This is a genomic window from Pseudomonas frederiksbergensis (genome assembly GCF_003732705.1).
GTDB classification, from domain to species: domain Bacteria; phylum Pseudomonadota; class Gammaproteobacteria; order Pseudomonadales; family Pseudomonadaceae; genus Aquipseudomonas; species Aquipseudomonas frederiksbergensis_F.
This window is the reverse complement of the sequence record NZ_MOBR01000040.1, coordinates 137,151-156,020: the sequence shown is the minus strand read 5'-3', so window position 1 is coordinate 156,020 and position 18,870 is coordinate 137,151. Positions and strand designations below refer to the sequence as shown.

Sequence of the window (18,870 nt, the reverse complement as noted above, 5' to 3'; positions counted from 1 at the left end):
TCGGTTGTACCTCATGTCAGCTACATCACTGTAGTCCGCCAACGAGGGCATACCGATGGACATTCAATCAAAACATCAACGACGCACCGACGGTCCGCTGAGTGTCGACCGCCGAACGCTGCTCAAGTGTTCGGCGTGGGCCGGGGCCGGCGTGCTTTGGGCCTTGAGCGGCGGCATTCCGCGGGCCTTTGCGCTGGACAGTTCCGGCAACGTTACCGATCCCAAGGCGCTGGCCAGCACCTTCCATTTCGTGCAGATCAGCGACTCGCACATCGGCTTCAACAAGGAAGCCAACCCGGAGCCGGTGAAGACCTTACAGTTGGCCATCGACAAGGTCATCGCCCTGCCAAAACGGCCTTCGCTGATCCTGCATACCGGCGACATCACCCACCTGTCCAAAGCCGAGGAATTCGACACTGCCGCGCAACTGCTCAAGGGCCTGCCGTCCACGGTGCACTACGTGCCGGGCGAGCACGACACCCTCGACGAGGGCGGTGGCAAGCTCTACCTGGAGCGTTACGGCAAGGGCACCAAAGGCAATGGCTGGTACAGCTTCGATGATCACGGCGTGCATTTCATTGCGCTGGTGAATGTCTTCAACTTCCAGGCCGGCCGGGAAGCGAACCTGGGCGCCGATCAATTGGCCTGGCTGGCCGATGACTTGCGCGCCGTGAGCACCAGTACACCGATTGTGCTGTTCACCCATATTCCGTTGTGGACGATTTATCAGCCGTGGGGCTGGGGCACCGAGGATGGCGATCAGGCGATTGCGATGTTGCGCAAGTACGGTTCGGTGACGGTGTTGAACGGGCATATCCACCAAGTCATCCAGAAGGTCGAAGGCAACATTACCTTCCACACCGCTCGCGGCACGGCTTATCCACAACCGGCACCCGGCGCGGCGCCATCACCGGGGCCGATGACGGTGGCGGCGGATCAACTGCGCAATTACCTGGGAGTCACCGATGTGCGCGCGACCCAGGGCGAGCATCCGCTGGCGCTGATTGATTCGACATTGGTTTAAGGGGAGGGCGCGGGGATGAAAAAGCTATTACTGACGGTGGTTTGTCTGATGCTGTCGATGCCGGTGTGGGCTCAGGACGTGAAAATCGATATCAAGGAATTCATGTTCGGCCCCAAGGATATGACAGTGCCCGTGGGCACCAAAGTGACGTGGGTGAACGATGACCAGATCCCGCACACCGTGGCGGAAACCCACAAGGTGTTTCGCTCGGGGGCGCTGGACACCAATGACACTTTTTCCTACGTGTTCAACACGCCGGGGGAGTTCGAGTATTTCTGTGCGCTGCACCCGCAGATGATTGGGAAGATTGTGGTTAGCCAGTGAATTGACCACTGATTCCCTGTGGGAGCGAGCCTGCTCGCGAAGAGGTCGTCACGTCCAACATCGATGGTGACTGGCACACCGCTTTCGCGAGCAGGCTCGCTCCCACAGGGGGGGGTGTTAAAGCCTAGAGATCCAGTCCTTCCTGGATCACCGACAGCAGATTCACCTCGGTCAGCGCCACCGCATCCGGCTGTTGCCCGGATTGCTCGATCGACTGCAACCACCACTGGGTTTCACCGTGTTCGCTGACGGTGCGCAGCAACGGAATCTCTTTGCCTTTGAGGTGAATTTCGACGCGGCCTTCGCCGTCGGCAGTGAAACGCACGATCGGCACGAAAGTGATGCTGTGGTGGTTGCCTTCAATCACCAGTTGATCAATGGAGTAGGCGTAGGTCGCGCCTTCGGGATGGCGCTCGAAAACATGGGTGGGGTTGCGCCGGATGCTCAGGCCCGCTTCAAGCAGCGGTTTCAGCCATGCTTCGATCTGGTGATACATTACGTACACTTCGCCCGGCCAGCTATCGATCGCCTGATCGGTGCCGAGGGTCGCGTCGATGCCGGTTTGCCGGGTTTCTCTCAGTTTTGCGGCGAGCTCGTCTGCCTTACTCATGTCGATTCCCTGTCGTGATGTAAGAGTGATCATAGCGTGACCAAGGTAATGCACGTTTTGCCTTGCGTCATGCGATTGAAACACCCGCATGACAAAACAACCCCTGGCCGATCGTCGGCCAAGGACTCAACCAGTCATCATTCCCAAGGAGTGGGTATATGAAAAAGTTTTACGCAGTCATCGCGATCCTCGCGATCACGTTCGGCAACATCGGGCTGAGCACCGCTCGGCAATCCCAGCAAGGCAAGGCTCCCGTCGAGTCGGTGGCGGGAGTATTCGATTACTACCTGCTGACGCTGTCCTGGTCGCCGACGTTTTGCCTGACCCACAAAGACGACGTGCAATGCTCCGGCAAAGGCTACGGCTTTGTGCTCCACGGCCTCTGGCCGCAATACGCCAAGGGCGGCTGGCCAGAGTCGTGCCCGCCGATGGTGGCGTTGTCACCTGCCGAACGGACGCAAGGGCTGACGCTGTTCCCGACGCCGAAGTTGCTTGAGCACGAATGGTCCAAACACGGCACCTGCAGCGGTCTTGGTGCGACGGGTTATCTGGACGCGGCGGACAAGGCCGTGGGGGCCGTGAAAGTCCCCGAGCAACTGCAGCCTTTCAGCGGCACGCATTACTTCACCGCCCAGAAAATCAGCGACCTGTTCCGCGAGAGCAACCCCGGGATCCCGGCGGATGGCATTGCTGTGCTTTGCAGTGGTCCTGAGTTGTCCGAAGTGCGGGTGTGCATGGGCAAGGACCTGGCGTTTGGCGCATGCGGGAAGGGCGTGAAAACCCAGTGTCGAGCCGGGGATATCCGGGTTCCACCGTCGCGTTGATTTGATCAGTTAAAACGCCAAACCTGTGGGAGCGAGCTGGCTCCCACAGATTGCGCTTATTCAAATCCTGGGTTGGCCGGCAGAAGCCCCTGACTGACTCAATGCCTCCTTCAAAAACTCTACCAGCCCCCGCTGCATCCCGGTCAACGTGCCCTCACGACTCACCAGCGCCAATTCCGATGCCGGCAGTTCAGGCAAATCTGTACACACCGTGTGCTCTGGCAACACTGCCGACTCCGGCAGCACTGAAATCCCCAACCCCGAAGCCACCGCCGCTTGAATCCCGGTCAGGCTGTGGCTGCCAAACGCCACGCGCCACGGTCGTTGAGCCTTGTCCAGCAAGCGAATCGCGCGCTGCCGGTAAACACACCCTTGGGGAAACAGCGCCAACGGCAACACCCCGTTGGCTGAGTCCACCCCCGCGCCTTTTACCCACACCAACACCTCCGGCCAGGACGCCCAGCACGGTCCACTGTCCGGTTCGCGTTTGATCAGCGCGATGTCGATGTCGCCGGCGGCGAGTTTCTGCTTGAGGTCGATGCTCATGCCGCTGATGGTTTCCAGTCGTGCGTGCGGTCGGGCTTGGTTGAATCCGGCGAGAAGCCCGGCCATGCGTCGGGCGTCGAAGTCTTCCGGTACGCCGAGGCGCAGGATCTCCAGATCGACGTCGCTGGCCAGGGCCTGCACCGCTTCCGAGGACAGTGCCAGTAAGCGTCGGGCATAACCGATCAGCCGTTCGCCATGTTCGGTGACGCTGACGTTTTGCCCGGTGCGATCACGAATCAGCAACGGGTGCCCGATCAGCTCTTCCAGTTTGCGCAACTGCTGGCTGACGGTGGACTGGGTCCGGTGTACGCGCTCGGCGGCGCGGGTGAAGCTGCCTTCGTCGACCACGCAGACGAAGCTCTTGAGCAATTCAAGATCGAGCATGGCGGATCTCCTGATATTCGATTTTCAACTGACTTGTCGGCATAGATTTAATTTCACACTATCACCAAGCGCTCATAAGCTGAAGCCCTCACCTCAGAGGATCTTCCCATGACGCTCCAGCACACCCCGCGCCCCGAATGGTTGACCTTCGATTGTTACGGCACGTTGATTCAATGGGACGAAGGCCTGAAAGCCGTGGCCGCCGAGATTTTGCGTGACAAGGGCGATCACTCGGTCGATGTCGACCGCCTGATCGCGGTGTACGACCGTCATGAACATCGGCTGGAGCAGATGCCGCCGCACCGTTCGTTTCGCCAGTTGAGCACCCTGGGGTTGCAACTCGCCCTGGAAGAACTGGGGCTGGCGAATCTTCCCGAAGACAGTCAGCGGCTGGCCGGGGCGATTCCGCGGATGCCGCCGTTTCCCGAGGTGATCGACGCGCTGGCGCGACTCAAGGCCATGGGCTTCAAACTGTGCATCGTGTCCAACACCGATGACGACATCATTGCCGGCAACGTCGCGCAACTCGGCGGGCATATTGATCGGGTCATCACCGCGCAACAGGCCGGTGCTTACAAGCCGAATCCACGGCTGTTTGACTACGCTCATGAACAACTGGGCGTGCGGCGTGATCAGGTGGTGCATATCTGCGCCAGCCCGACGCTGGACCACGCCGCCGCCCGGGACATGCAGTTCCGTTGCGTCTGGATTGATCGAGGCACCGGTCGGCAATTGCTGCCGGATTATCGACCCGATGCCATCCTGAGCACGCTGGATCAGGTCGTGCCCTTGTTCACCTCCCTTGCCTGGTAATTCACGGAGTCGTCGCTATGGCCCACACCCTTGCAGGCAGTTCCCGTCCGGCGCGTTATGCCGATCTGAATCTGGATTCAGAAGCAGCTATCACCGCCCGCACGGAACTGGCGGCGTGCTTTCAATTGGCGGCGTTGCACGGTTTGGAGGAGGGCATCTGCAACCACTTTTCGGCCATGGTGCCGGGGCGCGATGACCTGTTTTTTGTGAACCCTTACGGCTATGCATTTGCGGAGGTCCGCGCCTCGAATCTGCTGGTCTGTGACTTCCACGGCAATGTTGTGGCCGGTGAAGGGCAGCCAGAGGCGACTGCGTTCTACATCCATGCCCGGCTGCATAAACAACTGCCAAGGGTCAGGGTGGCGTTTCACACCCATATGCCGAATGCCACGGCGTTGTGCATGCTGCAAGGTCCGCCGCTGCTGTGGTTGGGGCAAACGGCATTGAAGTTTTATGGGCGCACGGCAGTGGACGAGGACTACAACGGCCTGGCCCTCGATGAGTCCGAAGGCGACCGGATTGCCAACGTGATGGGCGATGCTGATGTCTTGTTTCTGAAAAATCACGGCGTGATCGTTGCCGGGCCCACCATCGCCGAGGCTTGGGATGATCTGTATTACCTGGAGCGTGCCGCCCAAGTGCAGTTGCTCGCGATGGCGACCCAGCGCGAGCTCAAGCCTGTGCCCCATGAGATTGCCCAACGGGCTTATGAGCAGATGCGCCTGGGGGATGCCGAGAGTGCGCGGGCGCATTTGCGCAGTGCGATGCGGCGGTTGGCGCTTTAGATTTTCAGCGACTGGGAGGGCCTCTTCGCGAGCAAGCCCGCTCCCACAGGGATTTGTGAACGCCAAAGATCCTCTGTGGGAGCGAGCCTGCTCGCGAATGCGGTATCCCCGATTTCAGCCTGCTTGAACCGGCAACCCCAGCGCCACCAAATCCCTGCGCAATTGCGCCGCATCGAAGAACTGAACCGCGTGAAACCCTTCGCGCTGCGCCCCTTCAATATTCGGCCGGTGATCATCAATGAACACCGCCCGACGCATATCAACGTCATAACGCGACGCCAGCAGCTGGAAAATCTCCGGCGAAGGCTTGATCACACCCTCGGCGCCCGACACCAGAATCCCTTCGAAACGCTGCAAGAACTCAAAACGCTCAAGGGCTATCGGGAAGGTTTCGGCGGACCAGTTGGTCAGCGCCAGTAGCCGGATGCCATTGGCGTGCAGTTCATCGAGGATGGCCACCGTGTCTTCGATGGCGCCGTCGAGCGTTTCTTCCCAGCGCTCGCGGTAGGCGCGAATCATCGCTTCCTGATCCGGATGCCGGGCGATGGCTTCCTCGATTGCTTCCTGCCAGGTCCGGCCCCGATCCTGTTGTTCGTTCCAGGCGGTGTGGCAGACCTCCGTCAGGAAGGTTTCCATCGCCTCGACGTCGTCACCGAACAATTTTTTGTAAAGGTTTCTGGGGTTCCAGCGGATAAGTACATTGCCGAGATCGAAAACGGCGGTATTGATGGCGACCGGGCGAGACTGAGTACTCATGTTTTCCTCCATGGGCAAACCTGCGGGACAGGTCCTGAGGCCTTTGATCCTAGCAGAGAAGGTTTTCCCATTGGCCCCGGATGACCCCGTAGACTAAGCTCATAAAAAATAAGGGCTTTGGGCCTTTGCCCATGCCGTGCCCTCCAGGAAACACCTTTGCCTATCCCCATTCACGACTCGCACCACGCCCCCGGCGCACTGAAACGCTTGCCTCTGCTCAAGGCTTCGGCGTTTTTTATCGCGGCGGTGTGTTTGTGTTTGTGTGGTTTGCTGTATTTGCAACTGGAGCAATCGCGGCGCCATGACCTGGCGTTGGCAGAAGTCGCGTCGTCGAACCTCACCCGAGCCATGGCGCAGCAGGCCGAAGATACCTTCATGAAGGCTGATCTGGTGCTGACCAGCCTGGCCGACTGGATTCAGGCCGATGGTTACGACTCGATCCAGTTGCCGCGGTTGCAGAAAACCTTTGCCCGGCGGGTGCAGACTCTGCATCAGTTGCACGGGATTTTCCTGTTCGACAAGCAGGGCCAGTGGGTCGTGACCTCATTTCAGGACTTGCCCCGTGGCTCGGGCGTGTCGGATCGCGAGTACTTCAAATTCCACCAGCAAAACGTCTCGTCCCTGGCGCACATCGGCCCGGCCATCCGCAGTCGCGAGAACGGCGAGTGGATCATTCCGGTGACCAAGCGCGTCAACGACAAGGACGGCAACTTCCAGGGCGTATTGCTGGCCGGCATCAAGATGGCGTACTTCGATCAGTTCTTCAAAAGCTTCAACATCGATGAGCAGGGGTCGATGTTTTTGGCGCTCACGGACGGCACGTTGCTGGCGCGCCGGCCGTTTGTGGAATCGCAGATCGGCACGTCACTGGCCCAAGGGTCGATTTTCCAGAAGCACTTGCCCAGTGCCAATTCCGGCAACGCGATGATCGGCTCGGTGGTTGATGGCACGGTGCGCTTGTATGGCTACCGTCAGTTGGAAGCGTATCCGCTGGTGGTGTCGGCGGCCTCCTCAAAGGACGCGATTCTCAAGGACTGGTACGCCACGGCGTTTCAATCCAGCGTCATTGTCGCCCTGGTCGTGATGGGCGTGGGGCTGTTTGGCTGGGTGTTCATTCATCAGGTGCGCGACGGCGGGCGGATCGAAGCCGACCTGCGCACGGCCCAGGAAGCGCTGGAGCTGATCGCGACCCATGACAGCCTGACCGGCCTGGCCAACCGGCGCCTGTTCGAGCGAGCGCTGGACATCGAGTTCGGCCGCGGCGCCCGGCAGGCGAGTTCGCTGAGTCTGGTGATGCTCGATATCGATTTCTTCAAGCGCTACAACGACACTTACGGTCATGTGGCGGGGGATCATTGCCTGGCCGAAGTCGCCCGAGCGCTCAAGAGTTGCTGCCATCGCAAGGCCGATCTGGCGGTGCGCTACGGCGGGGAAGAGTTCGCGGTGTTGTTGCCGGACACCGATATCCACGGTGCGTTGGTGATTGCCGAGCAGATCCGCCGCAGCGTCATGGACAAAAACATCACCCACAGCGGCTCGCCCACTGGTTACGTGACCGTCAGCCTGGGTTGCTATTCGTTTGTGCCCACCGGACGGGACAGCATCGAAGTCTTTATCCAGCGCGCGGACGCGGCGTTGTATCAAGCCAAGCACTCTGGACGAAACCGTTCGGCGGTGCTGTCCATGGACGGTGGCGTGGAAGCCTTGCTGCGTTCGGATCGTTGATGAGTTGGACAGGTAGGCCCTGATTCCGGGACTCGAAATCAGAAGCTGCCTTTGCGCGTTCAGCTGCCCGTCCCACCGCCGGCTCCGCCCGTCCCGCCGCCAGCCGCTCCGGTACCGCCGCCCGCGCCAGAACCGCTGGTGCCGCCATTGCTGCCATTGACGCCCGAGCCGGTGCCCGATGAGTTAGTGCCGTTATTGGTTTCTTTACCGCCAGACGGCGCACCGGGCGTGCTATTGGGTGGCAGTGTCGAGCCGCTGACCCCGCCCGATTTGGTGCCGGTGGAGTCAGGGCCGTCGTTGGCGGCATAGCTGGCCAAGGACGCGGAGCACAGCAAACCTGCCAGCAACAATGAGGTGATTTTTTTCGTGATCATGGTACGTCTCCAGAATTGAGTCGTTACCTGATATTGGTCTGGAAAATGGCATGGTGGGTGCCGGTGAGATGACGAATGGTTGTTTCAGCCGAGTAACTTCTGGAACAACCGGTTCTCATACGCGTTACCGCCGAACTCGTAATGAGTGATGCCCACTTCTTCATAGCCCTGCGCCTGGTAAAACGCCCGGGCGCGATGGTTTTCGACCCAGGCTGACAACCATAGGAAAGGTTTCCCGCTCTCCCGCGTCAGCGCTTCGGCTTGCTGGAGCAACGCTTGCCCGATGCCTTGCCGGTGAGCGTGGCGCTGCACGTACAGGCGAACCAGTTCCGTTCCGGGGGATAACGAGGGCATCGGCCCCTCGGCGTTGGCGACGATCTCGGCGAAACCCTGTAGATGGCCATCGCGTTCGGCCAGCACGAATAGGGTGGCCGGGTTGCTCAAGCGCGATTCAAACCGGGCGGGCGCATAAACGGTGAGGGCTTCTAGTGCGAGGTCGGCACGCATGCCATCGGTGGCGTAAGTGTCGAGGAACACCTGAGTGGCGAGGCCGCTGATGCACAGGGCATCTACAGGTTGGCCGAGGCGGTAGTGGAGGGGCATGGGTACGACGTCCTTTTCGTTCAGGGTTATCTAGCTATGGCGCATTTCAACTGTGGGAGCGAGCTTGCTCGCGATAGCGGTGTATCAGTCACATCAATGCTGGATGTACCGCCGCCATCGCGAGCAAGCTCGCTCCCACACTAAGTCGTGGTGTCAGTGAGGGTTGTATTCGGCCAGTTTCTTTTCCAGGTTTTGCCGAACCTGCGGCCACTCATCATCAATGATGCTGAATCGCACCGAGTTGCGCTTGCGTCCGTCCGGCATGATCCGTTCGTGGCGCACGATACCTTCCTGTTGCGCGCCGAGCCTGAGGATGGCGTTGCGTGACTTCTGGTTGTTTTCGTCGGTGGTGAACTGCACCCGCACGCAATCGAGCGTTTCAAAGGCATGACGCAACATCAGGTATTTGGCTTCGGTGTTGACGAAGGTTTTCTGCCAACTGGCGCTGATCCAGCTACTGCCGATTTCGAGCTTGCGGTTGAGTCGGTCGACTTTCCAGAACCGTGTCGAGCCAATGACCTTGCCCGTGTCCTTGAGCACGATGACGAATGGCAGGACCGTACCGGCGTCGCGGCCGTCGAGGGCTCTTTTCAGGTAGCTGTCGACGGTGGACGAGGAGGGCACGACGGTGACGGTCAGGTTCCACAGTTCACCGTCTTCGGCAGCCTGGACCAGAGCGTCGGCATCGGTGTATTGAAGGGGGCGCAAGATGATTCTGTTGCCTTCGAGGCTGGTTTCCATGGGGCGCTATTCTCGGCAAATCAGGCAGGGCATCGGACGCGTATTACGCCGCAGTTTGCTTTGTCGGCGCAACCACCAGAACGGGTTGGTGTCACAACCTGGACACCTCGCCGCCAGGAGTCTTGGCCGATGAAGAATTTGCGAATCGCGACGTTCAACGTCAACGGCCTGCGGGCCCGACTACCGAACCTGTTGGCGTGGCTGGCGCGAGAGCAGCCGGACATTGTTTGCCTGCAAGAACTCAAGTCCCTCGACAGCGCGTTCCCTGCCGCCGAACTGGAAGCGGCCGGCTATGGCGCCATCTGGCAGGGCCAGTCTTCGTGGAACGGGGTCGCGATTCTGGCCCGGGATGCGCAACCGCTGGAGAGTCGTCGCGGTCTGCCCGGTGACGACAGCGACACCCAGAGCCGTTACCTGGAAGCCGCGGTCCACGGGGTGCTGGTGGGGTGTCTGTATTTGCCCAACGGCAATCCCCAGCCGGGGCCGAAGTTCGATTACAAACTGGCGTGGTTCGAACGATTGATCAGCTATGCGCAGGCCCTTCAAGTCAGCGAGCATCCGGTGGTGCTGGCCGGCGACTACAACGTAGTGCCCACCGACCTGGACATCTACAACCCGCGTTCCTGGCTCAAGGACGCATTGCTGCAACCCGAGAGTCGCGAGTGTTATCAGCGTTTGCTGGGCCAGGGCTGGACCGATTCCCTGCGTCATCTTTATCCGCAAGATCGTCTGTACACGTTCTGGGATTATTTCCGACAGCACTGGCAGAAAAACTCCGGGCTGCGTATCGATCATTTGCTGCTGAACCCGGCGCTGAGTCCGTATCTGCAAGAGGCTGGCGTCGATGCCTGGGTGCGCAACGAGCCCCATGCCAGTGACCATGCGCCGACCTGGATCCGGCTGGGCACGCGTAAGCGCCGTTGATATCTGCGTGGCTCACGATTGGCTAAATCAATTGTCGGTCAAAGTGCTTTATCCCTTATATATGGCGCCCATCGGCGGAGTGATCCGCGGCCCCGTGCATAAGGACTGAGCAATGAGCGAGCCACGCCTGAAGAATCTGAATCTGTATTTGCAGCGCTTGGGTTTCAGCGCTCCCCCGGCGCCCACGCTGGAAACCCTGCGTCAACTTCAACTGCACCATACCGGTGCTTTCCCGTTCGAGAATCTCACGACGTTGTCGGGCGAGCCGGTGCTCATCGACTTGCCTTCCGTGGAGCACAAAGTCCTGCATCAGGGGCGCGGTGGTTACTGCTATGAACTGAACAACCTGTTCCTCGCCTTGCTTCAGGAGCTGGGCTTTGACGCACGGGGTATCAGCGGCCGCGTGGTCATGGGCCAGGCCGAGGGTACGTGGACTGCGCGCACCCATCGCTTGAGTCTGGTGATCCTGGACGGCGTGCGCTACATCACCGACGTTGGCTTCGGCGGCATGGTGCCCACTGCGCCGCTGATGCTGGATACCACCGACGAGCAGTTCACTCCCCACGAACCCTATCGCATCGAACAACATGTCGACGGCTACACCCTTCGCGCGAAAGTCGCTGATGAGTGGCGGCCGATGTACATCTTCGACCTGCAACGCCAGGAAGACATCGATTACAGCGTCGGCAACTGGTTCGTCTCGACCCATCCTGAATCGTCTTTCGTCAAACAATTGATGGTGGCGCGTACCGGGGATGGGTGGCGGCGCACATTGAACAACGGCAGCTTTACAATCCACCGGATCGGCAGCGAGAGCGAGCGCGAGCGCCGCCAGGTCGATGACGTGGATGAATTGATCGGATTGCTAAAAAGTGAATTCGACATCCGGGTGCCGGTGAATGCTCGCCTGCGGCAGGTGCTCCAAGGTTTGATTGAGCCCAAAGACCAGGTTTGACTGGGTCGGCGAAAGGCCGTTCTTTTATGGCGGTCGTGATCAGGCGGCTTTCAGGGATCCTCTGCATACGCATCGACGCTGATGTAAAAGTAGCTGATAGCTGGCCAGGATTTCCGATCATGGACCAGCGTCTCTTCTGAGCCCATCCCGATAGAAATGCGCCGACGATTCCCATATACAACGCAACGGCTAAAAGCTTGAACAGCGATGGGTGTTTCAAGTCTTTCTCCGTCAGCCGATCACCACAATCTTTCCCTTGGTCACCGCCCAGGCGTCTATGCCGGGCGGTGCGATGAGCCTGTTAGTCAGGGCCGGACATCCGGCTCCATCACCCGATGGATTTCGCTGAGGGCCTCTGCGAGTTTTTTCTCGAGGCATTTCAGATCGGTCGCCGTTACGCCTTTTTTGAGATGGCCTCTACTGACCCCACTGTGTGGATCGGCCTTCGCGGCTTGTCCCTTATCGCTGAGCAATGCCTGGCGCAACGTATTGTTGATCACCGTCTGATAACCAAACCCCTCGTTCTCCGCCAGCGTGCGAGCCGCCTCGATAACGGTGTCATCCAGCATGATGGTGATGCGGGTCTTGCCTTTACTGGAGGCGACCGCCCCGCGCTTGGCGTTACTGAAGTCGTACTCGTCTTTCATGGTCATGCCTCCCTGTATTGGCGGCGCTCGTTTTTGCTGGCGATGCGCGCGGAAATAATTCGAACGTAATTCGGGTCGCGCCAGGTGTAGGCCACCACCAGCACTCTTCCTTTAGCGTCTTGCCCCATGGTGAGCCAGCGCTGTTCATCGTGATCGAGGTCTTGCAATGTCAGGGCTCGCTCGTCTTCAAACACTGGCTCGGTTTCTGCAAGGCTGACGCCTCGATGCTTGAGTTTGTTGGCCGCATTTTTTGCTTTGTCGTACTGAATTTCGAATGGCTTCATTATGCATACTTTATATGTATAAAAAAGAGGGCATCCGTGCCGGCGGTCGCCATGAACGAAAAAGATTAGCGGGAGAAGGGAGGAGGACAGGTATGGATGTATTGCAAGGTTTTAGAGCGCTTGGATGCGTAGCGCGTCGGTCAGGATGAACAGATGTCCATAATTTGACCGGTCAGTTGTATACAACTCTATAGACATTTGTCCTGAGTCTTGCATACAGTGTGCGCATAACAAAAACCAGGGAACCCCCCAACCATGAAAACGCCCCATGTTTCACACCAACGGCCCGAGGATGAAAACCTTGGGATCGGCGCGAATATGGCTTACGGCCTGCAACACGTTCTGACCATGTACGGCGGCATCGTCGCGGTACCCTTGATCATCGGCCAAGCGGCCGGGCTCTCACCGGCGGACATCGGTTTGTTGATTGCTGCTTCATTGTTTGCGGGGGGCTTGGCGACGCTACTGCAGACCCTCGGCCTACCGTTTTTCGGCTGTCAGTTGCCGCTGGTGCAGGGCGTGTCGTTCTCTGGCGTCGCGACCATGGTGGCGATTGTCAGCAGCGGCGGGGAGGGTGGCTTTCAGTCGATCCTCGGAGCGGTCATTGCCGCCTCGCTGATCGGCTTACTGATCACCCCGGTGTTTTCGCGAATTACCAAGTTCTTCCCGCCGCTGGTCACGGGCATCGTCATCACCACCATCGGCCTTACGCTAATGCCGGTGGCCGCACGCTGGGCCATGGGCGGCAACAGCCATGCCCCGGACTTCGGCAGCATGGCGAACATCGGCCTGGCGGCCGTGACCCTGGTGTTGGTGCTGCTATTAAGCAAGATCGGCAGCGCCACCATCTCCCGTTTGTCGATCCTGCTGGCCATGGTCATTGGTACGGTGATTGCGGTGTTCCTCGGCATGGCGGACTTCTCGTCCGTTACCCAAGGCCCGATGTTCGGCTTCCCGACGCCGTTCCACTTCGGCATGCCGACCTTTCACTTTGCGGCGATCCTGTCGATGTGCATCGTGATCATGGTGACCCTGGTGGAAACCTCGGCCGACATCCTGGCGGTGGGCGAGATCATCGGTACCAAAGTCGATTCCAAGCGCCTTGGCAATGGCCTGCGCGCTGACATGCTGTCGAGCATGATCGCGCCGATCTTCGGTTCCTTTACCCAGAGTGCGTTCGCCCAGAACGTCGGGCTGGTGGCGGTGACCGGCATCAAGAGCCGCTTCGTGGTCGCCACCGGCGGTGTGTTCCTGGTGATCCTCGGCCTGCTGCCATTCATGGGCCGGGTCATCGCCGCCGTGCCGACCTCTGTACTCGGCGGCGCCGGCATTGTGCTGTTCGGCACCGTGGCCGCCAGCGGCATTCGTACGCTGTCGAAGGTCGATTACCGCAACAACGTCAACCTGATCATTGTCGCCACCTCCATCGGTTTCGGCATGATCCCCATCGCCGCGCCGAACTTCTACGACCACTTCCCGAGCTGGTTCGCGACGATCTTCCATTCGGGCATCAGTTCGTCGGCGATCATGGCCATCGTGCTGAACCTGACCTTCAACCACTTCACCACCGGCAACTCGGATCAGCAGTCGGTGTTTGCGGCCGGCACCGAACGCGTCTTGCGCTACCAGGACCTGGCGGCGTTGCGCGAAGGCGATTACTTCAGTGAAGGGAAATTGCATGACTGCGACGGGAAGGAGATCCCGGTGGTTGAGGCGGAGCATGGGCATGCAGAGCCGCGGGTGGCGCATGCGAAAAGTGGGGAGCATGTTTGACGCTAGGTACCCGTTAAAAGGGCTGTAGATCAAAAGATCGCAGCCTTCGGCGGCGCCCACAGGCGCGTAGGAGCTGCCGAAGGCTGCGATCTTTTGACTTTAAAACGCCCACAAAAAAGCCCCTGAACCTTTCGATTCAGGGGCTTTTCGTTACTTCTGTCTGGCTCCACGACCTGGACTCGAACCAGGGACCCAGTGATTAACAGTCACTTGCTCTACCAACTGAGCTATCGCGGAATGGCGTGTATGTTACTGATTCAAAAAGAGAAGTCAAGCATCCATTGCTGACTCGACCGATTCAATGGCACGAATGGTGTTTTAGCGCTCATTGGCGGTTACCAGAACCGTAGCAGAGGTCTACCATAGCTGCCCGGAAGTGGTGACACGCGCTACCGGCCATTCGCCGAAAAGGTAAGCGCCATGAATCATCCAGCACTCACATCGCACAACAACGGGGTGTTCGCATGAGCATCGCCCAGATCAGCCTGCCCAAGGGTGTCGGTCCTCACGCCGAGAAATTGTTCGATGCCATCACTCAGGCCAATACCGCCGACGATTTGAACCGCGCCGGTGGCAAGGCTGAAGGTTTCGTTCTTGGCCTGGAAAGCGCCAAGGCGATCAAAAGCCAGGTGGCCGAATCGCTTTACGTGGCTTTTGACGACGCCGCCAGCCAGCGCGCAACCGAACTGGCTTAACCGCCGAAGGTGAAGGTGCCGAGCATCAGCTTGGCATACAGCGATGTGGCGGCCAGTTGCACCAGCCACAACGCCAGGCCACCAAGAAACACCCCGGCAGCCACTTGCAGCACCAGGTTGTTGCCGCGCTTGGTCGGGGTGGTGCGGGGCGCGAAATGGTCCAGTTCGTCCCGGTCAGCGCGTAGGTCATCGTTTTTCATGTGGGTTCTCGTAGAAATTCCAGGCTGTACACATAATCTGTAGGAGCGAGGCTTGCCCGCGAAGGCGTCATCACTGACGCTAAAAGCTTCGCGGGCAAGCCTCGCTCCTACAGGTGCATCGTGGTTTGGAGTTTAGAGGGCGAGGCTATCGCTTTGACAGTTTTCTGCGACAAATAAAAAACGGGAAGCCAAAAGGCTTCCCGTTTTTCGTACCGCGCGAGACTCAGATCACCTGAACGATGGCCTTGGTCACTGCATCGATATTGCTCTGGTTCAGCGCGGCCACGCAGATGCGGCCAGTATCCAGGGCGTAGATGCCGAACTCGCTGCGCAGGCGGGTCACTTGCTCAACGGTCAGCCCGGAGTAGGAGAACATACCGCGTTGGCGACCGACAAAGCTGAAGTCGCGCTGCGGTGCCTGTTTCGCCAGCGCCTCAACCATCTGGATGCGCATGCCGCGAATCCGCAGGCGCATTTCGGCCAGTTCTTCTTCCCACTGTGCGCGCAGTACCGGGCTGTTCAGCACGGCGGCGACGATGCTGGCGCCGTGGGTCGGCGGGTTGGAGTAGTTGGTGCGGATCACGCGTTTGACTTGCGACAGCACGCGGGCGCTTTCTTCTTTCGATTCGCTGACGATCGACAGGGCGCCAACGCGCTCGCCGTACAGCGAGAACGATTTGGAGAACGAGCTGGAAATGAAGAAGGTCAGGCCCGATTCGGCGAACAGACGCACAGCGGCGGCGTCTTCGTCGATGCCGTCGCCAAAGCCCTGGTAGGCCATGTCGAGGAACGGTACGTGACCTTTGGCTTTCACCACGTCCAGCACGTTGTTCCAGTCCGCCGGGCTCAGGTCCACGCCGGTCGGGTTGTGGCAGCAGGCGTGCAGCACAACGATCGAGCCGTTCGGCAGGGCGTTCAGGTCTTCCAGCAGGCCGGCGCGGTTAACGTCGTGGGTCGCGGCGTCGTAGTAGCGATAGTTCTGCACCGGGAAACCAGCGGTTTCGAACAGCGCGCGGTGGTTTTCCCAGCTCGGGTCGCTGATCGCCACGACGGCGTTCGGCAGCAGTTGCTTGAGGAAGTCGGCACCGATTTTCAGTGCGCCAGTACCGCCAACGGCTTGAGTGGTGAGCACGCGGCCGGAAGCGATCAGCGGCGAGTCATTGCCGAACAGCAGTTTTTGCACGGCCTGGTCGTAGGCGGCAATACCGTCGATGGGCAGGTAGCCACGGGAAGCGTGTTGAGCGACGCGAATCGTCTCGGCTTCGACAACGGCGCGCAGGAGTGGAATTCGCCCCTCCTCGTTGCAGTAAACACCGACCCCCAGGTTGACCTTGTCGGTACGGGTATCGGCGTTGAATGCTTCGTTGAGGCCCAGGATTGGATCGCGTGGTGCCATTTCGACAGCGGAGAACAGGCTCATTTTTGCGGCGGCTCTGAATGGAGTGTGGAGGGACGTGTCGCGCTCCAGCCGAATGCACTAGAGCGGTGCACAAACGGGGAGCTAGTATAGAGGCCATCTGCGATTGATGGCGACAGACGATTCGTCTTTTCAGGTAAGTTTTTCCGATTATTTTTCGACCGTTAGTCGATTGGTATCGTCAAAGACTTCGAGGGATGTAGGACGTTTGCCTTGAAAGCGCGGGCAATCGGCTCCACATTGAGCACAATCCAGTTTTTTCCTCGGGCGACGTCGGTCGTTTGCGGTCTTTCTCGTTGCTGTGCGGTTTAACCGTAATGGCGCGAACCCCTGCTCCGAGAAACCAGAGGTATTTCATGTCTGAATTCCAGCTAGTCACCCGCTTCGAGCCCGCCGGCGATCAGCCGGAAGCCATCCGCTTGATGGTCGAGGGCATTGAAGCCGGGCTGGCGCACCAGACGTTGCTCGGTGTGACCGGTTCGGGCAAGACCTTCAGCATCGCCAACGTGATCGCCCAAGTGCAGCGCCCGACCCTGGTGCTGGCGCCGAACAAAACCCTGGCCGCGCAGTTGTATGGCGAGTTCAAGGCGTTCTTCCCGAACAACGCCGTCGAATACTTCGTTTCCTACTACGACTACTACCAGCCCGAAGCCTATGTGCCGTCGTCGGACACCTTCATCGAGAAGGATGCGTCGATCAACGACCACATCGAACAGATGCGCTTGTCCGCCACCAAAGCGCTACTGGAGCGCAAAGACGCCATCATCGTCACCACGGTGTCCTGCATCTACGGTCTGGGCAGCCCGGAAACCTACTTGAAAATGGTCTTGCACGTGGATCGCGGCGACAAGCTCGATCAGCGCGCTTTGCTGCGGCGTCTGGCGGACCTGCAATACACCCGCAATGACATGGATTTCGCCCGGGCCACCTTCCGCGTGCGCGGCGATGTGATCGACATTCACCCGGCGGAATCCGATTTTGAAGCGATCCGCATCGAGCTCTTCGATGACGAAGTGGAGAAAATTTCCGCCTTCGATCCGCTGACCGGCGAAGTCACCCGGCAGTTGCCGCGTTTCACCTTCTACCCGAAAAGCCACTACGTGACGCCACGGGAAACCCTGCTCGGCGCCATCGAAGGCATCAAGGTCGAGCTTCAGGAGCGCCTGGACTACCTGCGCACCAACAACAAACTGGTGGAAGCGCAGCGTCTGGAGCAGCGCACCCGGTTTGACCTGGAGATGATTCTCGAACTGGGTTACTGCAACGGCATCGAAAACTATTCGCGCTACCTGTCGGGCCGCGAATCCGGCCAGGCGCCGCCCACCTTGTTCGACTACCTGCCGGCCGATGCCTTGCTGGTGATCGACGAATCCCACGTCAGCGTGCCGCAGGTAGGCGCCATGTATAAGGGCGACCGTTCGCGTAAAGAGACCCTGGTGGAATACGGTTTCCGTCTTCCGTCCGCCCTGGATAACCGGCCGATGCGTTTCGACGAATTCGAAAACATCAGTCCGCAGACGATTTTTGTTTCGGCCACGCCGGGTAACTACGAGGCGGAACACGCCGGTCGCGTGGTCGAGCAACTGGTGCGCCCGACGGGCCTGGTCGATCCGCAAATCGAAATCCGTCCGGCACTGACTCAAGTCGACGATTTGCTTTCGGAAATCGGCAAACGTGTGGCGTTGGAAGAGCGGGTGCTGGTCACCACGCTGACCAAGCGCATGTCCGAAGACTTGACCGATTACCTGGCCGACCACGGCGTGCGCGTGCGTTATCTGCACTCGGACATCGACACCGTGGAGCGGGTTGAAATCATCCGCGACCTGCGCCTCGGCACCTTCGATGTGCTGGTGGGGATCAACCTGCTGCGTGAAGGTTTGGACATGCCGGAAGTGTCGCTGGTGGCGATTCTCGATGCGGACAAGGAAGGCTTCCTGCGTTCCGAACGCTCGCTGATCCAGACCATCGGCCGGGCGGCGCGTAACCTCAACGGTCGGGCGATTCTGTATGCCGACCGGATTACCGGCTCCATGGAGCGGGCGATCGGCGAGACCGAGCGCCGTCGCGACAAGCAAATCGCCTTCAACCTGGCCAATGGCATCACCCCCAAAGGTGTGTTCAAGGACGTCGCCGACATCATGGAAGGCGCCACCGTGCCGGGCTCGCGCAGCAAGAAGCGCAAGGGCATGGCCAAGGCTGCCGAGGAAAGCGCCAAGTACGAAGCGGAATTGCGTTCGCCGGGGGAAATCGCCAAGCGCATCAAAGCCCTGGAAGAGAAGATGTATGCGTTGGCGCGGGATCTTGAGTTTGAAGCGGCGGCGCAGATGCGTGATGAGATTGGCAAGTTGCGGGATCGGTTGATCACCGTCTGAGTTCAAGATCGTTCCCACGCTCTGCGTGGGAATGCAGCCCCGGACGCTCCGCGTCCTTTGTGACGCGGAGCGTCACCGGATTCATTCCCACGCG

21 protein-coding genes and 1 tRNA gene are annotated in these 18,870 nt (G+C 59.5%); 11 read left to right on the top strand and 11 right to left on the bottom strand.

All coding sequences use genetic code 11. From position 1 onward, the window contains the following. The first annotated feature begins 55 nt into the window (after positions 1–55). Both BK667_RS25985 and BK667_RS25980 read left to right on the top strand, forming a co-directional pair. Complete coding sequence (locus BK667_RS25985) at positions 56–1,024, top strand: metallophosphoesterase family protein (RefSeq protein WP_123512453.1); 969 nt, start codon at positions 56–58, stop codon at positions 1,022–1,024. A 15-nt stretch (positions 1,025–1,039) separates the two neighbouring features. After that, positions 1,040–1,348 (top strand): cupredoxin domain-containing protein, encoded by a 309-nt coding sequence (locus BK667_RS25980; RefSeq protein ID WP_123512455.1) that lies wholly within the window; start codon positions 1,040–1,042, stop codon positions 1,346–1,348. Positions 1,349–1,472: 124 nt separating this feature from the next. On the opposite strand, the gene BK667_RS25970 is transcribed toward BK667_RS25980, so the two are convergent. Beyond that, a complete protein-coding gene (locus tag BK667_RS25970) occupies positions 1,473–1,958 on the bottom strand; it encodes a hypothetical protein (RefSeq protein WP_123599321.1) in 486 nt (161 codons plus the stop codon). A 158-nt stretch (positions 1,959–2,116) separates the two neighbouring features. Between BK667_RS25970 and BK667_RS25965 the strand changes: the two genes are divergently transcribed. Beyond that, entirely contained in the window at positions 2,117–2,782 is a 666-nt protein-coding gene (locus tag BK667_RS25965; RefSeq protein WP_123599320.1) for a ribonuclease T2, read from the top strand. Between the two features lie 60 nt (positions 2,783–2,842). Here the strand turns inward: BK667_RS25965 and BK667_RS25960 are convergent, their stop codons facing one another. Beyond that, positions 2,843–3,712, bottom strand: a complete 870-nt coding sequence (locus BK667_RS25960; protein WP_123599319.1) for a LysR family transcriptional regulator — start codon at positions 3,710–3,712, stop codon at positions 2,843–2,845. Between the two features lie 108 nt (positions 3,713–3,820). On the opposite strand from BK667_RS25960, the gene BK667_RS25955 reads away from it, so the two are divergent. Together BK667_RS25955 and BK667_RS25950 are read left to right on the top strand one after the other, a co-directional pair. After that, entirely contained in the window at positions 3,821–4,525 is a 705-nt protein-coding gene (locus BK667_RS25955) for a haloacid dehalogenase type II (protein ID WP_123599318.1), read from the top strand. A 17-nt stretch (positions 4,526–4,542) separates the two neighbouring features. Beyond that, complete coding sequence (locus BK667_RS25950) at positions 4,543–5,310, top strand: aldolase (RefSeq protein ID WP_123599317.1); 768 nt, start codon at positions 4,543–4,545, stop codon at positions 5,308–5,310. A 114-nt stretch (positions 5,311–5,424) separates the two neighbouring features. Here the strand turns inward: BK667_RS25950 and BK667_RS25945 are convergent, their stop codons facing one another. Further along, complete coding sequence (locus tag BK667_RS25945; protein WP_123599316.1) at positions 5,425–6,066, bottom strand: HAD family hydrolase; 642 nt, start codon at positions 6,064–6,066, stop codon at positions 5,425–5,427. Positions 6,067–6,222: 156 nt separating this feature from the next. Between BK667_RS25945 and BK667_RS25940 the strand changes: the two genes are divergently transcribed. Beyond that, positions 6,223–7,791 (top strand): sensor domain-containing diguanylate cyclase, encoded by a 1,569-nt coding sequence (locus BK667_RS25940; RefSeq protein ID WP_123599315.1) that lies wholly within the window; start codon positions 6,223–6,225, stop codon positions 7,789–7,791. A gap of 59 nt (positions 7,792–7,850) precedes the next feature. Here BK667_RS25940 and BK667_RS25935 read toward each other — a convergent pair whose 3' ends face one another. From BK667_RS25935 to BK667_RS25925, 3 genes are all read right to left on the bottom strand, one after another. Next, positions 7,851–8,165: a hypothetical protein gene (locus tag BK667_RS25935; protein ID WP_123512471.1), complete on the bottom strand. Its 315-nt coding sequence runs from the start codon at positions 8,163–8,165 to the stop codon at positions 7,851–7,853. Positions 8,166–8,249: 84 nt separating this feature from the next. After that, positions 8,250–8,768, bottom strand: a complete 519-nt coding sequence (locus BK667_RS25930; protein ID WP_123599314.1) for a GNAT family N-acetyltransferase — start codon at positions 8,766–8,768, stop codon at positions 8,250–8,252. Positions 8,769–8,921: 153 nt separating this feature from the next. Continuing rightward, entirely contained in the window at positions 8,922–9,509 is a 588-nt protein-coding gene (locus BK667_RS25925) for a GNAT family N-acetyltransferase (RefSeq protein ID WP_123599313.1), read from the bottom strand. Between the two features lie 129 nt (positions 9,510–9,638). On the opposite strand from BK667_RS25925, the gene BK667_RS25920 reads away from it, so the two are divergent. Next, on the top strand, positions 9,639–10,433 hold the full coding sequence (locus BK667_RS25920) for an exodeoxyribonuclease III (protein ID WP_123512477.1): 795 nt from the start codon (positions 9,639–9,641) through the stop codon (positions 10,431–10,433). Positions 10,434–10,545: 112 nt separating this feature from the next. Then, the gene (locus BK667_RS25915; RefSeq protein WP_123512479.1) at positions 10,546–11,388 is read left to right on the top strand and encodes an arylamine N-acetyltransferase family protein; all 843 of its coding nucleotides are present in this window, start codon (positions 10,546–10,548) and stop codon (positions 11,386–11,388) included. A 305-nt stretch (positions 11,389–11,693) separates the two neighbouring features. Here BK667_RS25915 and BK667_RS25910 read toward each other — a convergent pair whose 3' ends face one another. After that, complete coding sequence (locus BK667_RS25910; RefSeq protein WP_221178483.1) at positions 11,694–12,035, bottom strand: BrnA antitoxin family protein; 342 nt, start codon at positions 12,033–12,035, stop codon at positions 11,694–11,696. Positions 12,036–12,037: 2 nt separating this feature from the next. After that, complete coding sequence (locus BK667_RS25905; protein ID WP_123512483.1) at positions 12,038–12,319, bottom strand: BrnT family toxin; 282 nt, start codon at positions 12,317–12,319, stop codon at positions 12,038–12,040. A gap of 255 nt (positions 12,320–12,574) precedes the next feature. Here BK667_RS25905 and BK667_RS25900 point away from each other — a divergent pair, with 255 nt between their 5' ends. Next, positions 12,575–14,092: a nucleobase:cation symporter-2 family protein gene (locus BK667_RS25900; RefSeq protein ID WP_123599312.1), complete on the top strand. Its 1,518-nt coding sequence runs from the start codon at positions 12,575–12,577 to the stop codon at positions 14,090–14,092. A gap of 161 nt (positions 14,093–14,253) precedes the next feature. Here the strand turns inward: BK667_RS25900 and BK667_RS25895 are convergent. Continuing rightward, positions 14,254–14,329 (bottom strand) — tRNA-Asn (locus BK667_RS25895). Between the two features lie 227 nt (positions 14,330–14,556). Here BK667_RS25895 and BK667_RS25890 point away from each other — a divergent pair. Next, complete coding sequence (locus BK667_RS25890) at positions 14,557–14,787, top strand: hypothetical protein (protein ID WP_123599311.1); 231 nt, start codon at positions 14,557–14,559, stop codon at positions 14,785–14,787. Here BK667_RS25890 and BK667_RS25885 read toward each other — a convergent pair. Both BK667_RS25885 and BK667_RS25880 read right to left on the bottom strand, forming a co-directional pair. Further along, positions 14,784–14,987, bottom strand: a complete 204-nt coding sequence (locus tag BK667_RS25885; protein WP_123599310.1) for a hypothetical protein — start codon at positions 14,985–14,987, stop codon at positions 14,784–14,786. The two genes, BK667_RS25890 and BK667_RS25885, sit on opposite strands and share 4 nt — an antisense overlap. Before the next feature lie 223 nt (positions 14,988–15,210). After that, a complete protein-coding gene (locus BK667_RS25880) occupies positions 15,211–16,407 on the bottom strand; it encodes an amino acid aminotransferase (protein ID WP_123599309.1) in 1,197 nt (398 codons plus the stop codon). A 353-nt stretch (positions 16,408–16,760) separates the two neighbouring features. On the opposite strand from BK667_RS25880, the gene uvrB reads away from it, so the two are divergent. Then, on the top strand, positions 16,761–18,776 hold the full coding sequence (gene uvrB / locus BK667_RS25875) for an excinuclease ABC subunit UvrB (protein ID WP_123403549.1): 2,016 nt from the start codon (positions 16,761–16,763) through the stop codon (positions 18,774–18,776). Positions 18,777–18,870 lie beyond the last annotated feature (94 nt).

Excerpts from the sequence above, each read along its gene's own strand:
- BK667_RS25985 (WP_123512453.1), top strand. The coding sequence starts at position 56 with ATGGACATTCAATCAAAACATCAACGACGCACCGACGGTCCGCTGAGT.
- BK667_RS25980 (WP_123512455.1), top strand. The coding sequence starts at position 1,040 with ATGAAAAAGCTATTACTGACGGTGGTTTGTCTGATGCTGTCGATGCCG.
- BK667_RS25970 (WP_123599321.1), bottom strand. The coding sequence starts at position 1,958 with ATGAGTAAGGCAGACGAGCTCGCCGCAAAACTGAGAGAAACCCGGCAA.
- BK667_RS25965 (WP_123599320.1), top strand. The coding sequence starts at position 2,117 with ATGAAAAAGTTTTACGCAGTCATCGCGATCCTCGCGATCACGTTCGGC.
- BK667_RS25960 (WP_123599319.1), bottom strand. The coding sequence starts at position 3,712 with ATGCTCGATCTTGAATTGCTCAAGAGCTTCGTCTGCGTGGTCGACGAA.
- BK667_RS25955 (WP_123599318.1), top strand. The coding sequence starts at position 3,821 with ATGACGCTCCAGCACACCCCGCGCCCCGAATGGTTGACCTTCGATTGT.
- BK667_RS25950 (WP_123599317.1), top strand. The coding sequence starts at position 4,543 with ATGGCCCACACCCTTGCAGGCAGTTCCCGTCCGGCGCGTTATGCCGAT.
- BK667_RS25945 (WP_123599316.1), bottom strand. The coding sequence starts at position 6,066 with ATGAGTACTCAGTCTCGCCCGGTCGCCATCAATACCGCCGTTTTCGAT.
- BK667_RS25935 (WP_123512471.1), bottom strand. The coding sequence starts at position 8,165 with ATGATCACGAAAAAAATCACCTCATTGTTGCTGGCAGGTTTGCTGTGC.
- BK667_RS25930 (WP_123599314.1), bottom strand. The coding sequence starts at position 8,768 with ATGCCCCTCCACTACCGCCTCGGCCAACCTGTAGATGCCCTGTGCATC.
- BK667_RS25925 (WP_123599313.1), bottom strand. The coding sequence starts at position 9,509 with ATGGAAACCAGCCTCGAAGGCAACAGAATCATCTTGCGCCCCCTTCAA.
- BK667_RS25920 (WP_123512477.1), top strand. The coding sequence starts at position 9,639 with ATGAAGAATTTGCGAATCGCGACGTTCAACGTCAACGGCCTGCGGGCC.
- BK667_RS25915 (WP_123512479.1), top strand. The coding sequence starts at position 10,546 with ATGAGCGAGCCACGCCTGAAGAATCTGAATCTGTATTTGCAGCGCTTG.
- BK667_RS25910 (WP_221178483.1), bottom strand. The coding sequence starts at position 12,035 with ATGAAAGACGAGTACGACTTCAGTAACGCCAAGCGCGGGGCGGTCGCC.
- BK667_RS25905 (WP_123512483.1), bottom strand. The coding sequence starts at position 12,319 with ATGAAGCCATTCGAAATTCAGTACGACAAAGCAAAAAATGCGGCCAAC.
- BK667_RS25900 (WP_123599312.1), top strand. The coding sequence starts at position 12,575 with ATGAAAACGCCCCATGTTTCACACCAACGGCCCGAGGATGAAAACCTT.
- BK667_RS25890 (WP_123599311.1), top strand. The coding sequence starts at position 14,557 with ATGAGCATCGCCCAGATCAGCCTGCCCAAGGGTGTCGGTCCTCACGCC.
- BK667_RS25885 (WP_123599310.1), bottom strand. The coding sequence starts at position 14,987 with ATGAAAAACGATGACCTACGCGCTGACCGGGACGAACTGGACCATTTC.
- BK667_RS25880 (WP_123599309.1), bottom strand. The coding sequence starts at position 16,407 with ATGAGCCTGTTCTCCGCTGTCGAAATGGCACCACGCGATCCAATCCTG.
- uvrB (WP_123403549.1), top strand. The coding sequence starts at position 16,761 with ATGTCTGAATTCCAGCTAGTCACCCGCTTCGAGCCCGCCGGCGATCAG.